General features: G+C 71.3%; 14 protein-coding genes. 3 read left to right on the top strand and 11 right to left on the bottom strand.

What is annotated here, in order from left to right; translation table 11 throughout:
• Positions 1–105: 105 nt before the first annotated feature.
• A complete protein-coding gene (locus tag JK359_RS36170) occupies positions 106–909 on the bottom strand; it encodes a putative protein N(5)-glutamine methyltransferase (protein ID WP_201843867.1) in 804 nt (267 codons plus the stop codon).
• A gap of 411 nt (positions 910–1,320) precedes the next feature.
• Between JK359_RS36170 and JK359_RS36165 the strand changes: the two genes are divergently transcribed.
• On the top strand, positions 1,321–2,607 hold the full coding sequence (locus tag JK359_RS36165) for a phosphatase PAP2 family protein (RefSeq protein ID WP_307788435.1): 1,287 nt from the start codon (positions 1,321–1,323) through the stop codon (positions 2,605–2,607).
• A gap of 1,332 nt (positions 2,608–3,939) precedes the next feature.
• On the opposite strand, the gene JK359_RS36155 is transcribed toward JK359_RS36165, so the two are convergent.
• The 10 genes from JK359_RS36155 to JK359_RS36110 all read right to left on the bottom strand — a co-directional run bounded on the left by JK359_RS36155 (position 3,940) and on the right by JK359_RS36110 (position 14,686).
• Positions 3,940–5,316, bottom strand: coding sequence for a phosphopentomutase (locus JK359_RS36155; RefSeq protein ID WP_201843866.1), 1,377 nt, complete (start codon positions 5,314–5,316; stop codon positions 3,940–3,942).
• 12 nt (positions 5,317–5,328) lie between these two features.
• Entirely contained in the window at positions 5,329–6,492 is a 1,164-nt protein-coding gene (locus tag JK359_RS36150) for an alanine racemase (RefSeq protein ID WP_201843865.1), read from the bottom strand.
• Between the two features lie 2 nt (positions 6,493–6,494).
• On the bottom strand, positions 6,495–7,619 hold the full coding sequence (locus tag JK359_RS36145; RefSeq protein WP_201843864.1) for an aminotransferase class I/II-fold pyridoxal phosphate-dependent enzyme: 1,125 nt from the start codon (positions 7,617–7,619) through the stop codon (positions 6,495–6,497).
• Positions 7,620–7,665: 46 nt separating this feature from the next.
• Complete coding sequence (locus JK359_RS36140) at positions 7,666–8,658, bottom strand: phosphotriesterase family protein (protein WP_201843863.1); 993 nt, start codon at positions 8,656–8,658, stop codon at positions 7,666–7,668.
• 3 nt (positions 8,659–8,661) lie between these two features.
• Positions 8,662–10,017: a YhfT family protein gene (locus tag JK359_RS36135; RefSeq protein WP_307788430.1), complete on the bottom strand. Its 1,356-nt coding sequence runs from the start codon at positions 10,015–10,017 to the stop codon at positions 8,662–8,664.
• Between the two features lie 39 nt (positions 10,018–10,056).
• Positions 10,057–10,416: a DUF2620 domain-containing protein gene (locus JK359_RS36130; protein WP_201843862.1), complete on the bottom strand. Its 360-nt coding sequence runs from the start codon at positions 10,414–10,416 to the stop codon at positions 10,057–10,059.
• 70 nt (positions 10,417–10,486) lie between these two features.
• On the bottom strand, positions 10,487–10,864 hold the full coding sequence (locus JK359_RS36125; RefSeq protein ID WP_201843861.1) for a PRD domain-containing protein: 378 nt from the start codon (positions 10,862–10,864) through the stop codon (positions 10,487–10,489).
• 316 nt (positions 10,865–11,180) lie between these two features.
• Positions 11,181–13,373 (bottom strand): catalase/peroxidase HPI, encoded by a 2,193-nt coding sequence (gene katG, locus JK359_RS36120; RefSeq protein ID WP_201843860.1) that lies wholly within the window; start codon positions 13,371–13,373, stop codon positions 11,181–11,183.
• 277 nt (positions 13,374–13,650) lie between these two features.
• Positions 13,651–14,097, bottom strand: coding sequence for a hypothetical protein (locus tag JK359_RS36115; RefSeq protein WP_201843859.1), 447 nt, complete (start codon positions 14,095–14,097; stop codon positions 13,651–13,653).
• A gap of 28 nt (positions 14,098–14,125) precedes the next feature.
• Complete coding sequence (locus JK359_RS36110) at positions 14,126–14,686, bottom strand: hypothetical protein (protein ID WP_201843858.1); 561 nt, start codon at positions 14,684–14,686, stop codon at positions 14,126–14,128.
• Positions 14,687–14,834: 148 nt separating this feature from the next.
• Here JK359_RS36110 and JK359_RS36105 point away from each other — a divergent pair, with 148 nt between their 5' ends.
• Together JK359_RS36105 and JK359_RS36100 are read left to right on the top strand one after the other, a co-directional pair.
• A complete protein-coding gene (locus JK359_RS36105) occupies positions 14,835–15,269 on the top strand; it encodes a MarR family winged helix-turn-helix transcriptional regulator (protein WP_201843857.1) in 435 nt (144 codons plus the stop codon).
• Positions 15,266–15,706 (top strand): hypothetical protein, encoded by a 441-nt coding sequence (locus JK359_RS36100; protein ID WP_201843856.1) that lies wholly within the window; start codon positions 15,266–15,268, stop codon positions 15,704–15,706. The genes JK359_RS36105 and JK359_RS36100 overlap by 4 nt, the downstream gene beginning before the upstream one ends.
• The last annotated feature ends 246 nt before the right edge of the window (positions 15,707–15,952 follow it).

Raw genomic sequence — 15,952 nt, 5'->3', positions numbered from 1 at the left:
CGGGTGCGGGGCGCTAACCGGCCGTGCGGGTCGCGGTCGGCGGGCGTGGCTGCGGGGCGCCAACCGGCCGTGCGGGTCGCGGTCGGCGGGTGTGGCTGCGGGGCGCTAACCGGCCGTGCGGGTCCCGGTGACGACCGTGCAGTACACGTCCTCGTCCGTCGACACGCGCGGCACGAGTCCGTGGTCCGCCATCGCCCGCGCGGTGAGCGGTGCCTGCTCCTCGCTGGTCTCGATGAGCAGGCTGCCGCCCGGCGCCAGCCACTCCGGTGCGCCGGCGGCGACCCGCCGGTGCACCTCGACACCGTCCGCGCCGCCGTCGAGCGCATGCTTCGGTTCGTGGTCGCGGGCCTCCGGCGGCATCATCGCCATCTCGTCCGTCGGCACGTACGGGGCGTTGACGACCAGGACGTCCACACGGCCGCGCAGCGCGTCCGGCAGTGCGTCGTACAGGTCGCCCTTGTAGACCTGCGCGTCGGGACCGACGTTCAGCCGGGCGCAGCGGACCGCGGCCGGGTCGACGTCGGCGCACGACAGCTCGATCCCGGGGACCCGTGCGGCGACGGCGGCGCCGATCGCCCCGGTACCGCAGCACAGGTCGACGACGACGGCGCCCGGCCGGGCCAGCTCCGCCGCCAGGCCGACCAGGAAGCGGGTGCGCTGACGCGGCACGAAGACACCGGCGTCCACACGGACTCGCAGGCCGCAGAACTCGGCCCAGCCGAGGATGACCTCCAGGGGTTCGCCGGCGACGCGGCGGTGCACCAGCGCGGCCAGCTCAGCGGGTGACGCGGCGGCGTCGAGGAGCAGTCGCGCCTCTTCCTCGGCGAACACGCATCCGGCGCCGCGCAGTGTGGTCACCGTGCGCGACAGCACCTCATCGGCGGGAGAGCCGGCGGGGAAGATCGACATCGGAGCCTTTCGGGGGAGGAACCCCGGCCGGCCGGGCCGGTCCGCCGGCCGCGGACGGTCCGGTCACCCTAGCGGACGACCGCGTGGCGGCCGGGTGATTCCGAGCGTTCCGTGGCTCGATCCGGCGCGCGGGACCCGTGGGGCCGTCACCCGCGAGGTGTTCCCGCTGTCCATGGGGTGCCGGTACCTGATAGTCATCCCCGAGACACTTCGCCGACACCACTCCGATAGCATGTTCGATCTCGCGATGATCACCTCATCGCCGTCTCCACCGGAATACCGTCCAGCACAACAGTGACCTGGTCAGCTAAATAAAACACATCGGCCAAAAAATTGACATCTATAGCATCGCGGGTTTTTTCGCGAACAAAGGAAAAAATCGCATCGATTGCCTGGCGTGAACCGCGGGTGATTCTGTGGGGCGCGGCGGGTGTGGTGACCCTGGGATTCCTCGTCGCGCTGGAGATCGCAGCACGGCGGTACGGACTGCCGGGCCCGATCACCAACCAGGCGAAAGAGGTGATTTTTGCTCCTAAATCAGGACCACTGCTGTACGCCAGCATGGCGCTGATGATGGTGGTGCTCACCTGGAGACAGAGATTCATCGCGATCGGCGTCGCGATCGGCATCGACCTCGTGTTCGCGGCCGTGCGATGGGCGGTCGACGCCAAGATCCCGCACGGCTACGGCCACCCCTTCGGCAACGGCGCGTTGTGGGTGCTGCTGGGCTGCGCGGTCATCGCCGTCACGCGCCGCACCGGCCGGGAGCGCATCCTGCTCCTCAAGGGCGTCGGGCTGGGCCTGCTGCTGGTGGCCGGCCGCAAGACCGGCGACACCTGGCTGCTCATCACCTCGAGGACCCGCCCCACGGTGCTCGACCAGTACGTGGCGACCGCCGACCACGCGCTGGGCAACCCGTCGTGGATCGCGGGGCGCATCGTCCGGGCCACCGGTTCCGTCGGCGCCCATGTGCTGGACTACGTCTACATCCAGCTCGCGGTGGCCGCGGTGGTCATCGCGCTGTACCAGCTGCGCGACGTGGCCGTGGAGCGCCGGTTCCCGCGCCACCACCTGGTGCGCACCTTCCTCGTGATCGGCCTGCTCGGGCCGGGAATCTACATGATCTTCCCGGTGGTCGGGCCGATCTTCGCCTACGGCGCCGACGGCGGGCACTGGGCGGTGGCCGACCTGTGGCCGAACACCCCGCCGGGCACCGTTCCGCACTCCATGCCGTTCGACGAGATCACCCCGCGCAACTGCATGCCCAGCCTGCACACGGCGTGGGCCACCGCGATATTCGTCCATTCCCGCAGGGGCCCCCGCGCTCTGCGTTACCTGGGTACGTTCTGGCTGATCGCCACGCTCGGCGCGACGCTGGGCTTCGGCTATCACTACGGCGCGGACATCGTCGCCGGCGTGGTGTTCACGCTCACGATCGAAGGCGCTCTGCGTGCGCAGGCACGCGGCTGGGACCGGTCCGGAATGCAGTTGGTCGCTCACGGCGCGACGGTCTTCGTGGCGCTCCTGGTGTCGTACCGCTTTCTGCCGGTGCGGATGGCCGCATATCCGTGGCTGTTCGGACCGCTCGTCATTCTGGCGATGGCCTCGGTGATCCACGCCTACGTACGGACCACCAGAACGTGGGAACCCAGGACCGCGCTCGTGCCGCAGCCGGAGCCGCAGCCCGAGCTGGTTTGAGCCATGTTGCGCCACGGGGCGGCCCGGATTCCTCCCGGCAGGCCCCGTGGCGCGGCCGTCCGTGCCGCGTGACCCGAACGGATCCCTCCTGCTCGCGCCCCCGCCCGACTGCCGGTCCGCTGGCAGAAGGAGCGGATCGACGCGGGAGGCACGAGTGGCGGACGGCAACGCACGCGGGGACGACCCCACGGACCGGTCCGAACTGCACGAACTCCGGGCACGGGTGGCAGCCCTCGAGAGCGGGCGCCCCGGACCGCCCCGGCATCACGTCAGATCCTTCGTCGCCGCGGTGCTCATCGTCATCGGATGCGTCCTCGCCCCGCTCTCCGTGATCGCCGCCTGGGCGGCCGACCAGATCGACGACACGGACCGCTACGTGGCCACCGTCGCCCCGCTCGCCTCCGACCCGGCCGTGCAGGACGCGGTCGCGAACCGGGCCACGGACGCGCTCATGGCCCACATCGACCTGCCTGCCCTGCTCGCGGACCTGGCACCGCACGACCGGCCGGGTCTGCAGCAGGCCCTGGGCGGCAGGCTGGGCGACGCCCTCGAAGGTGCCGTACGCAGCTTCGTGCACGACCAGGCGCGGAAGATCGCCGCGTCGGACGCCTTCAAGACCGTCTGGACCGACGCCAACCGGCAGATCCACAGCTCCCTGGACAAGGCCCTCACCGGCAGTGGCGGCGGCGCCGTGCAGCTGAACAACGACTCGGTGACCCTGGACATCGGCCCTCTCGTGGACCGGGTCAAGCAGCGCCTCGTGGACTCGGGCATGACCGTCGCCGAGCGCATCCCCTCGGTCCACACCGACTTCACCCTGGTCAGATCGGACGAGATCGGCAAGGTCAAGACGTACGTCCGGCTGCTGCAGCTCGCCGGGAACTGGCTGCCGGTGCTGGCCGTGCTGCTGATCGCCGCGGGTGTGCTCCTGTCCGTCCGCCGGCGCCGGGCCCTGGTCGCCGGCTGTCTCGGAGTCGCCTTCGCCGTCGGCGTCCTCGGCATCGGACTGCGCGTGTTCCGCGCCCTGTACCTCGACCGGCTGCCCGCCGACGTCTCCCCGGCCGCGGCCGGCGCCGTCTACTCCGCCCTCACCCACTTCCTGGTGACCAGCGTGCGCATGGTCGTCGCCCTCGGCGTCGTCATCGCCCTCGGCGCCTGGCTCAGCGGCCCGGGCCGGCACGCCGGGCTCGTACGGCACCTGTGGGCCTCGGGCATCGGCGCGGTCCGCGGCACCGCCGACCGCGCCGGCCTGCGCACCGGCCCGGTCGGCCCCTTCGTACGCCGCCGGCGTACCTGGATCACCTGGATCCTCGTGCTCCTGTCCCTGCTGGTCTACCTGCTGTGGTCGTACCCCACCGGCTGGGTGGTCGTGGGCATCGCCCTGTGTCTGCTGTTCCTGCTGGCGGTGGTGGAGTTCCTGGCGGCGGACCCGTCGACCGGCGAGGCGGCCACGGTCCGCACCCCGCCCTGAGCGGGGGAGGCGGTACGCGCGGCCGGCCACAGTGCCGCCCCGTTCGCCAGTCCGGCCGGGTCCAGGCCCAGCGACACGGCGGCCGTGGCGCCCACGTCGGCCAGGCCGGCCGCGTCGGGCAGGAACTCCGGGCCGGCGCACTCCGGGCGGTGCATCAGCACGGGCACGAACTCGCGCGTGTGGTGGGCGTGCCCGATGGTGGGATCGTTGCCGTGGTCACCCGTGACGAGGAGGCGGTCACCGGGGCGGTCGAGGAGGGCGAGGAGTTCCCCCAGTCCCGTGTCGGCCTGTTCCAGGACGGCACCGTAGCGCGCGGCGTCCTGCTGGTGTCCCGCCAGGTCCGTCTCCTGGACGTTGGCGACGACCAGGGCGTCCCCGGTGGCGCGGGCGGCGCCGAGGGTGTGCGCGAGCACGTCGGCGGTGGTCACCGCCGGGCGGCGCACCGCCGCCTCGCAGGCGAGGATGTCCGCGGCCTTGCCGACCAGGGTGACGGGCACCCCGGCGCGGGCGGCCACGTCCGGCAGCTGCCGGGTGTGGTCGAGCGGCGCGCCCAGGTGGCGCACCTCCAGGCCGCCGTTGCGGTAGAAGCCGGACGCGGGGGTGTCGAGTCCGACGGTTCCGCCGTCCCCGGAACGCACGAAGGCGGTCAGCGGGCCATCCGTGCGGCCTCCGACCGCGATGACCCGCGCGACGGGGGCGACGGCCCGTACCGTCCGGGCGACGGCCAGGATCCGGTGGAAGGGCACGTCCTCCAGGCGGCCCGAGACGTTCCAGTTGACACCGGGGTCGGCCTCCAGGTTGTCGTGGACGAGTGCTGCTCCGTCCACCAGCAGCAGCGGCTCGCCGTCCAGCGGCTCCACCGAGTGCCCGGCGGCACGCAGGGCACCGGCGACCTCGTCGAGATGCTGACTCAGCGGGGCCACGGTCACCTCGCTGAGGTCGGCCCCCATCATGGTCTGATGGCCGGCGTAGGTGTCGGCGCCCGGGTAGCCGAGGGGAGCGAGGCCCACGGCCACGGGCAGACCGGTCCGGTCCGGAAGATCCGGGTGGGGGTGGATCAGGCCGAGCCCGAGGGCACCGAACGCCGGCAGCCGCAGGGGGCGGCCGTTCGCGCTCCGGCAGTGGCCGAGGACGTGCCCGCAGGTGTCGGCTCCCTGATCGCCCGGGCGCAGGGTGCCCGCGTCGGGCATGGCGCCGACGCCGAAGCCGTCGACGACGACGATGACGGTCCTGGTCATGAAGCGTGCTCCTCAGACGGCCCGGCCGAGCGCGTCGTACAGGCCGACGGTCCGCGGGCTGCCGTGGGACAGTCCGGACACGACGGCGACGTGGCTGCGCGTGACGAACATCTGGGTACGGAAGGCGAGGACGGCGGTGTCGCCCAGCCGTGCCTCCCGGGGGTCCGCGGGGGCGCCGAGCGTCCGGTAGTAGTCGATGTTCCCGGGGGGCGCGGCCTGCACGGGCAACCGCACGCCCGTACGGGGGATCAGGGCGTCCTTGACGCCGGACCGGGCGTAGAAGCCGCCGCCGTGCAGGGCCGGGCGGCCGTCGGCGAGGGTGTGGGCGACCTCGCTGACGTAGACGTACGCCGGCTGCTCCGGCTGCCCCTGGTCCACCGCGTGCAGGGGCGTGGTGCCGGTGAGACTGTGGCCGGGTTCCGCGTGGGTGGCGCCGAGCCGTGCGAGCAGCGGCAGGGAGGCCATCGACGTCGCGCTGGGGGCGCTGAGCTTGAGGCGGGTGTGGCCGCGGGCGGCGAGCAGTTCGCGGGCGGTCAGCGCGAGGTCGAAGTTGGGCGTGGGCCGTGGGACGCCTGAGGCCGGGTCGCACAGCAGGCAGGGAAACGCGGTGACACCGGCGATGCGCACGCCGGGCATCCGTTCCACCTCCGCGGCGAAGGCGGTCAGCCCGCTCAGCGGGACTCCGCCTTCCTGCCCGGGGTGGACCACCCCGGGGGAGCCCTCCAGGCGGACGAGCACGTCCTGGACGATGCCGAGCCGCCCGGCCGCCGCGGACACGGCGCGGGCGTTGGCCGCGTCGTAGACCGTGACGGCCTCCGGACGCCATGCGAGGACCTCGTCCAGGGCGCGGCCCGGGATCTGGACCAGGTGGCCGACGTTCCCGGCCGCCGCCCCGGCCGCGTGCAGCACACGTGCCTCCGGGGGGTCGATGGCCGCGTACTTGGGGATGTGCCGGGCGACGGCCTTGATCAGTTCGGGGTTGCGTCCGACGTGCTTGACCACGAACCACAGGGTCAGACCCAGCCGTCCGGCCTCCGCGGCGAGCAGGCGCGCGTTGGCTTCGACGGCGTCGAGGTCGATGACGTACGTGTTCGGCGGGATCGTGCCACGCCGGTGCAGCGCGGCTGCGGTGCGGACGAGCCGGGGGTTGCGGCTGAGTACGGTGTCGAGGAACACGGTCAGTCGTCCTTGCCCTGGTGCAGGTCGGTCAGTGAGCGGCGGAGGATGTCCAGGACCAGGTCGGCGCCGGCCCGCATGGGGTTGATCCGCACGGTCGTGTCGGCGAGTGCCGGGGCGTCGTCGAGCACGGAACCGGACAGCCGGTAGAACAGCGGGGCCACCTCGTAGCGGGAGTTGGAGCCGACCGGATAGGGCGCCGCACCGTAGCGGGCCGCGGTCGCGGGAAGGCGACGGGCGACGGGCCGGTCGAGGCGTACGAGCAGGCAGCGGTCCTGCGCGTTGGCGATGCGGACCTCGGCGACGCCCGGCACTTCGCCCGCGGCCAGCCGCCGCGCGGCATCGGTGACGACCTGGGACTGCACCGACCACAGGACGGGGACGTGGGTGAGCGCCCGCAGAGCGTCGAGTGCCTGGTGGCCCTGGACCTGTCCGCCCCCGGAGTAGTTGTCGGCGCGGACCCGGTCGACGACGTCCTGGGCGCCGGCCACCACGCCGATGCCCTCCGGGCCGTGCAGCTTGAAGAGCGAGAAGCACGAGACGTCGGCGCCGAGTTCGACACCGCAGGCGGGAACCCGCAGCACCGCGTAGTTGTCGTCGACGACGGTCCGCACGCCCCTCGTCCGGCAGGCGGCCAGCACCGCGGCCGGATCGTAGGAGTCGGCCAGGCGCTGACGCGTGTGCTGGACGTACGCCCAGGAGAACCGCGCCGAAGCGAGGGCCGCGGTCAGCGCCTGCCGGTCGTTGAAGTCGACCTCGACCGTCTCCACGCCCAGCCCGCGGAGCGTGACCCCGGTACTGCGGTAGACCGGTGCGCGGTGGACGAGCAGCGGATCCCCGGGCCGGACCGCGGCGCCGAGGGCGGCGCGGATGGCACCGGTGCCGGCGCCCTGGACGAGGGCCGCCGCATCGCAGCGGAAGAAATCGGCCAGGACGGCTTCCACCTTCGCGGTGGTGCGGGGCCGGCCCAGACCCGGTACCACGCCCGAGTCGGCCGCGAAGAGCTGCTGTCCCTCGAAGTGGCGTGCGGTGCATTCCAGCAGCCGGAACTGTGTGGCCGTCGCGTCCGGCAACGGCACCGTGGGCAGGGGGGAGGTCTGCGGCAGACCGACGTGGGTGCGCTGCATCCCAGCTCTGTCCGTCCCTCGTGTCAGCTCGTCCGCGTCCACCGGATCAGGCACCTCCCTTCGCCGCGCCGGTCAGGAAGCGCAGCGGATTGCGGCGGGTCATCAGGTCGATCAGCTCGTCGTCCACGCCTCTCGCGCGCAGAGCGGGCAGGAAGGAGCGGAACAGGTGCCCGTACCCGTGGCCTCCTTCGTTCAGGAGGTAGCGGTGCCGGGAGATGTCGCAGCTGAGCAGCACCCGGTCGGCGTGCCCGGCCTCCAGCAGGGCGAGCACCAGCCGGAGCCGGGTCTCGTCGCTCCGGTAGGTCCGCTTCCCGATGGTGTCGAAGGCGACGTAGGCGCCGGAGGCTGCCAATCGGCGGTGGACGCAGGGGTCGTCGAGCAGGTCCTGGTGTCCGATGCTCACCCGGTGGGCGGGCAGACCCGCGCCGATGAGCAGCTCGAGCTGGCCCGGACCGCCCACGCCCAGTTGCGCGTGGGTGGCCACCGACAGCCCCGTCGACACGGCAGCGCGGGCAGCCGCGACGAGGACCCGCGCCTCGCCCGCGGCGGGCCGTTCGCCGTGGCTGCCGACCTCGCCGATGACGCCGGGCCGGACGGCGAGCGGCCCGATCCCGTGCTCGATGTCCCGCACCAGCACGTCGGTGAGTTCCCCGACGCCGGCACGGCCGAGACCGTCCGGGTGGAACCGTCCGTAGTACCAGCCGGTGCCGGCGACCACCGCGACTCCCGACGCGGCGGACATCCGGGCCAGTGCGCGCGCGTCGCGCCCCATGCCCCGGCAGGTCAGCTCGATGACGAGGGCGAGGCCGAACTCCTCCCGGAGTGCCGCGAGTTCGGCGACGACGTGCGGGCCGTGCGTGGCGGGGAGCAGCACCGCGTCCGGGTCGGTGTCGCGGCCGAGGTCGAGGGCCAGGTGTTCGTGCGCGAGCACCGGGCCGCGGATGCGGGACAGGGGGACCGGTCCGGTGACGGTACGGACGTGGCCGGTGGAGGGGCGTCCCCGTGCCGTCGTGGGGTGGAGGTTCTCGGTGGCCGGCATCCCTCAGCCCTTGAGCGGCGTGAACAGGTGGGACCAGTACGCGACGTTGAGGAGGAGTCCCGTGCAGATGACGGCGACGGGCGCGGCGGCCAGCCGGATCACGGGCCGGCCCATGGCCTCGTTCAGTACGTACATGCCTCCGACCAGGGCGATCCCCGTCCCTCCGGCCATCCGCATCCCCGCGAGGACCGAGCCGAACAGAATCCCCAGCTCCAGCACCTGGTTGATCGCATGGCGGATGTGGTCGGCGGCGTCCTGGACCGAGGGAACGTGGGCGAAGAGCTTTCCCAGCTGCGTCAGGGCCAGCACTTCGACGGTGAAGACGGCGGCTCCGGCCAGCGCGGCGACGGCCACGTTCGGTGCGATGTACCCCACGGCGTACACGAAGTTGACGCCATTGGTCGCGAAGGTACCGGAGGCGAGGGAGGTCAGGCCGATCAGCGGGACGAAGCCGAACGTGCGGTAGAAGTCGACCTGGGCCGCATTGACCATGTCACCGTGCTGCACGAGGTAGCTGGTGGCCTCACCGCCCGCGAAAGCGCCGGTCGCGCACAGTGTTCCGACCAGCCCGCCCAGCGCCATCAGCCAGGGCAGGTGGGTGCGCAGGCGTTTGGCGTTGGCGCCGAAGAGGGAGTCGGCGGACGTGTCCGGAACCGGCGGCCGAGCGCCCCGGGCCCGTGCCTCCTCGCGTGCCGCGCGCCGCTTCACCAGGTCGTGGTGGAGGGCGAGGCCCACGAGCAGCAGCATCCCGACGGCCATGGAGAGCGCACCGGGGAAGACACCCTTCCAGACGTGCGCGGAGGCGAGCATGAGAACGCCCTCGACGGCGAAGGCGATCGCCCCACGCGCCCTGCCGAACTGGTAGGCGACGGCGACCGCCGGGAAGAACGCGAACAGGTACATCACCGGGTCGGACAGCGACTGCATCGCCGTGAGGAAATCCACGGGCAGTGACTGCGCCGCCTGCGTCGCTCGGGAGAGACCGAACACCACCAGCAACGCCCACACCGCGCCCAGCACGACTGCCAGCCATCGCCTGGCCGCCAGCAGGCCGAGGACGTCGGTGGGAAGGAAGAGGATCCACGGGTTGAGCACGCCGGTGGAGAAGGCCATCGGCGCACCGAGGCCGAAGACGAACCCCGCGGAGAGACTGAACGCCAGGGGGGTGATCTCCCGCCGCTTCATCCGCCCTTGCCGGTGGTCGAGCATGAAGGGGCGCACGCCGTCGTGGAACACGGCGACCGCCATGTTGACCAGCAGCGCGGACAGGGCGCAGACCGCGACGACGAGCGCGATCTGAAGCGGCGTGAGGTGGAGGGAACCGGGGCCGCCGGTGACGGGGGACGCCGATGGGTGCACGGTGACGGGCCTTCGTGAGGGGTGTGCGCCCGTGGGCGGCTATGCGGTCCTCGCCGCGATGGCGTGGATGAGGACGGGCGCGATCAGATCGATCTGGTCCACGGCGAACCCGAAGACCTTCTTGCCGCCGGCGAGCAGGTCCTGCACCTCGTCGGCGGTGGGGACGGAGCGCCCGAAGGTGTGGCAGGTCTGCTGGCCCATGAGGCCGACGAGCACACCCAAGGAGGCGCCGGCTCCGGTGTGGCAGGTCCCGAGGAAGTAGTCGGCCTGGCCGGAGCGCAGCTTCACGGCCGCGTCCATGTCGTTGGAGACGCTGACTTCGACGCCACCCAGGGCCAGCTCATGGGCGGTCCGGGCGACCTCGACCTTGCCGACGCCACCGGTGAGGATCTTCGCCATGGTGTGTCCTGTTCTCGTGCGCTGAAGCGGATGGGGAGAGGGTGGGGCGGGGACGGGATGCGGAGGGCCCTCAGGAAGCGGGCGAGTGCTGCGCCAGGACGGCGAGGTGCATGCCCAGGAAGTTGATCTCGGTTTCCGGGAGCGCGGCGCCGAGCGTGAGCTTCGCCCGTTCCGACACGGAGCGGGCGCGGGAGGCCGCCTCGGGGTGACGGTCCAGCTCGGCGGCGACCTGCCGGTCGGTGGGGAACCGCTCGACCGGCCGGCCGTCCAGCAACCGGGTGAGGGCCATCATGAGATGGCTGGTCAGCATGCCGGCGGTGTCCTCGGTGACGGTGGCACCCTCGGCCGCCAGCGCCTCAAGCTCGGTGGTGACGAAGTCGGCCACCTGCGGGCTTACTTGACCGGTGTCCCGGAACGTCCGGATCCGGAGGGCGAGCCTGGCATCCATGACCTGTCCTTTCTGGGCACCGCCACCGAAACGGCCGTGATCAGGATTGTGGCTCCTCGCATCGTGGAATCCCCGCCGCCGCACGGGTACTCAGCCCAAGGCAGTACAGAGGCGGGCAACTGGAGGCAGGTGCCGTGCGGCGGCGGACCGGTCCCGGCCCGATGACACGCCGGAACGGCCGGCCCCCCGTCAGCGCAGGCTCTGCGGAGGGCCGGCCGCCAGCGCAGGCTCTGCGGAGGGCCGGCCGTCAGCGCAGGTACTGCGGAGGGCCGGCCGTCAGCGCAGGTACTGCGGAGGGCCGGCCGGATCGTCGGGCTCAGGCGAGGTCGAACCGGTCGAGATTCATCACCTTGTCCCACGCCCCCACGAAGTCGCGTACGAACTTCTCTCCCGCGTCCTGGGACGCGTAGACCTCCGAGACGGCTCGGAGCTGGGAGTGCGCACCGAAGATCAGGTCGACGGCGGTGGCGGTCCACCTGACCTCTCCGGTGGCGCGGTCCCGGCCTTCGAACACGTTCTCGTCCGTGGCCGACGCCTTCCACTCCGTGCTCATGTCGAGCAGGTTGACGAAGAAGTCGTTGGTCAAGGTGCCCGGCCGGTGCGTGAGGAGACCGTGCGGGGACCCCTTGAAGCCGGTGTTCAGGGCCCGCATCCCGCCGATCAGCACGGTCATCTCGGGAGCGGTCAGCGTGAGAAGGTTGGCGCGGTCCAGCATCAGGGTCTCCGGTGACAGCTTCTCGCCCCCGGGAAGGTAGTTGCGGAAGGCGTCCGCCTTGGGCTCCAGCACGGCGAACGACTCCGGGTCGGTCTGCTCCTGCGAGGCGTCCGTACGCCCCGGTGCGAAGGGGACCGCGACGTCGTGCCCGGCGGTCCTCGCGGCCTGCTCGACGGCCGCGCACCCGCCGAGGACGATCAGGTCGGCGAGGGAGACCCTTGTCCCGCCGGCCTGGGACTGGTTGAAGTCCTGCTGGATCCGCTCGAGCGTGCCCAGTACCTCGCTCACCTCGGGGAGGGCGTTGAGTTCCCAGTCCTTCTGCGGTGCGAGCCGGATCCGTGCCCCGTTCGCCCCGCCGCGCTTGTCGGTGCCGCGGAAGCTCGCCGCCGACGCCCAGGCGGTGGTGACCAGCTGGGAGACGGAGAGGCCCGAGGCGAGGATCGTGGACTTGAGGGCGGCGATGTCCTCCTCCCCGACCAGTTCGTGCTCGACGGCGGGGACGGGATCCTGCCACAGCTGTGGCTCGGGGATCCACGGGCCGAGGTAACGCGAGAGGGGTCCCATGTCGCGGTGCAGCAGTTTGTACCACGCCTTGGCGAACGCCACCGCCAGCTCGTCCGGGTTCTCGTGGAACCTCTTCGTGATCGGGCCGTAGACCGGGTCCACCTTCAGCGCGAGGTCCGTCGTCAGCATCATGGGGGCGTGCCGTTTCGACGGATCATGGGCGTCGGGCACGGAGTTCCTGGCCGCCGGGTCCGAGGGCGTCCACTGGTGGGCGCCGGCGGGACTGGTCGTCAGCTCCCACTCGTACCCGTAGAGGTTGTCCAGGTAGCCGTTGTCCCAGCGGGTCGGCTCGGTGGTCCATGCGCCCTCCAGACCACTGGTGAGCGCGTGCGGGCCCACGCCGCTGCCGTACGTGTTCCGCCAGCCGAGGCCCTGCTGCTCGATGGAGGCGGCCTCGGGTTCCGGGCCGATGTAACTGGCGTCGACCGCGCCGTGACACTTGCCGAAGGTGTGGCCGCCGACGATGAGTGCGACCGTCTCCTCGTCGTTCATCGCCATGCGCCCGAACGTCTCACGAATGTCCCGCGCGGCGGCCAACGGGTCCGGGTTTCCGTTGGGCCCCTCCGGATTGACGTAGATCAGTCCCATCTGGACGGCGCCGAAAGGACCGGTGAGTTCCCTGTCGCCGCTGTAGCGCTCATCTCCGAGCCATGTGTCCTCGGGCCCCCAGAAGATCTCCTCGGGTTCCCAGATGTCCTCCCGCCCGAAACCGAATCCGAACGTCTTGAACCCCATGGATTCCATGGCGCAGTTTCCGGCGAAGACCAGGAGATCGGCCCAGGAGATCTTCCGTCCGTACTTCTGTTTGACCGGCCAGAGCAGACGGCGCGCCTTGTCCAGGCTCGCGTTGTCCGGCCAGCTGTTGAGGGGGGCGAAGCGCTGAGCGCCGCTGCCGCCACCGCCGCGGCCGTCCGCGATGCGGTACGTTCCCGCAGCGTGCCAGCTCATCCGGATGAAGAGCGGCCCGTAGTGGCCGTAGTCGGCAGGCCACCAGTCCTGGGACGCCGTCATCACCTCGAAGACGTCACGCTTGAGCGCGTCGACGTCGAGGGTCGCGAACTCTTTCGCGTAGTCGAAGTCCTCGTCCATCGGGTTGGACTGTGGCGAGTGCTGGTGGAGAACCTGGAGGTCCAGCTGATTCGGCCACCAGTCCCGGTTCGTCCTGGGCCGCCGAGCCGGCGTGGGCGTCGGTGAAGGGATTGCTGGGTTCTCGCTTTCACTGCCGGACATGCCCGTCCTTCTTCCTGTCTCGGTTTTCCTGTGTCTCGGTGTTCCTTCTGCCGCTTCCGTATGGTCGCGCACCGCGGACCACACCTCCGCGAAACACGCAGAACACCCCGCATGACGGACCTGGGCGAAAGGACGGCTTCCTTATGACGGACCTGCGGGAAGGGACGGCTTCCTTATGACGGACCCGGGGGAAGGGACGGTTTCCTTTTCCGGTACGGCTCTCGGCCCGGCAGGCACGGACGATCCGCTGCCTGCCGGGCCGAGGTGCCGGCGGTGATCAGGTGCTGAGCAGCCGGTTGAAGAAGGAGCGGTAGCGGCGCAGTGCCCCGCGCAGTGCCTCCGTGTCCACCTGCTCGCCCTGGCTCCACTGGCCCTCGAGGTCCTTCTTGTGCTGGGCGAAGGTGGCGGCCAAGGTCTGCATGACGTCCGCCACGAGGGCGTCGGCGTCGTGAACGGCCTCACGGGGGTCGTCCACGAACTTGCTCTGTGTGTTCTGCCAGCGCTCGCGGAAGGACTGCTCCTCCTCGTCCGTCAGCAACTGTGGGACTTCGTCGTCCGAGGTGGCGGGAGTGCCCTCGGCGGCCTCCGGCTCTGTGCTCTCACCGGGGTAGACGGGGGCTCTGGGGGAGTCCGCCTCCGCCGGCGCGCCGGTGCCGGCCGGTTGTGCCAGGTCCTCGGTGGACAGACCGCCGGTCGTGCGGTCCGCGTCCTCGTTCGTGTGCATGGCGTTCCTCTGCCGGTCGTGATCGCGGTCAGGTGCGGGCGGGCCGTGCCCGGCCGCCGCCGTCGGCGATCAATTCTTCGAACAGGGCGCGGTAGTGCACCATGGCACCCCGCAGCTGTTCGGTGGTCGCCTGTGTGCGGGTGGAGAGGGTCTCCACCTCGTGCGCGGCCCGGTAGTGCTCCAGCGTGGCGCCGTGTTCCACCGAGAGGTCCTTCATCTGCTGCTCGTACCCCTCGGTGGGGTAGCCGCGCTCGTGCATCAGGGAGGTCACCAGCCGGTCCGCGTCATGCACCGCATCCTCCGGCCGGTCGACGAACTCTTCCTGGACGCTGCTCCACTCGCGCGTGTAGCGGTCCCGGGAGACGGGGGGCAGTGGTTTGATGTCCAGCGAGTCGTGACGCTTCTCGCGTTCCCTCAGCTCACGCTCGGCGGCGAGCCGGCTGTCGGATCCCTCGACCGTCCGTTCGTACTCCGGTCCGAAGCGTTCACGGAGGCGACGGCGTCGCGTCAGCATGAAGACCGCCACAGCGGCAAGAGCGATCACCACCACGACGGGAATGATGATCGCCAGAAGCGTTCCCGTGCTCATGGGCGCACGCTCCTCGGGGAGTAGTGATGTGCGCCCCCCCGAGTGCCCCTCCCTGTGTGGTTTATCCCTTTTGACACGCCTGGCCATGGGTGAAGGATGCCATCGGACGCTTGCCAGTCATTAATACGATTCCGTAATATCCGAAACCGTGAAGTCCGAATCCGTATCACCTGACCGGTCCGTGCTGCTGACCTTGCAGCGTGCCACCCATGCCACCTTGCAGCTGATCGCCGCCGAACTCGTCGACCTCGATCTGACCGCGTCCGAGATCAACGCACTGGCCAACCTCGCTGACGGCAAGGGCCGTACCGTGTCCCAGCTGGGCGCCGCCGTGGGCGCCCGCCCCACCACACTCACCGGCGTGCTGGACCGGTTGGAGCGACGCGGTCACATCACCCGGGGCGCGCGCATCGGCGACCGCCGCTCGGTGCTGATCCAGCTCACCGACTCCGGACGCGCCACAGCGGCCCTGATCCGGCAGGCGCTGGCCGATCTCGAGAGCCGCGCGCTGGCCGGACTGCCCGCCGGAGCGATCGCGGGCTTCCACGCCGTACTGGACGCGCTGATCGAGGAGGGCGCATGAGCGGGAACGAACACGACGCGCATGAGCAGACTCCGGAGTTCACGGGGCTGATGGAGGAGGTGATGGCCGCTGCCGAACGCTTCGGGCACCGCCAGCACGTCCACCTGACCTGGCTGGCCGTTGGGCGCTACGGGACCGGCGCGGCGGTGAACCTGATCGCCGACGGCATCCGGCGCACCGCCCGCTACGCAGGCGTCCCGCAGAAGTACAACGCCACGGTCAGCCGGGCATGGGTCGAGCTGGTGGGCCACCACGCGGCCGAGGGGGACACCGCCGACTTCGACGCCTTCGCCGACCAGCACCCTGCGCTGCTCGACAAGAGGCTGCTCACTCGCTTCTACCGGCCCTCGACACTGGCCGGCGCCCCGGCCAGGACCGGCTGGGTCGAGCCCGACCTCGCACCATTCCCCTGGCAGCACGCCGACGGCCGGGACTGAAACTCCCCGGCGAAAGGCGTCACGCGAAATTCAGGAGCCCCTTGTGCGAACCGCCGAAGCCCCCGGTGTTCGTCCACCAGGTGGATCTCCAGGAGCCAACGTCCCGCACCTCGGCGTGCAACTGAGCGCCCGTTGACACCGGAGCCCGCGGGCGACGCCGCGGCCCACCCGTGCGGGGGCCGGCCGCGGCGTCGGTCCTGCGGACGGAGGTCACGGCTTGAGGAACCCCGCCTGACCCAGGACCTC

Origin of the sequence: Streptomyces actinomycinicus (assembly GCF_016741775.1) — a bacterium.
Taxonomy (GTDB): Bacteria; Actinomycetota; Actinomycetes; order Streptomycetales; family Streptomycetaceae; genus Streptomyces; species Streptomyces actinomycinicus.
The sequence above is the reverse complement of the archived record's forward strand: the minus strand, read 5'-3'. Positions and strand labels throughout refer to the sequence as shown.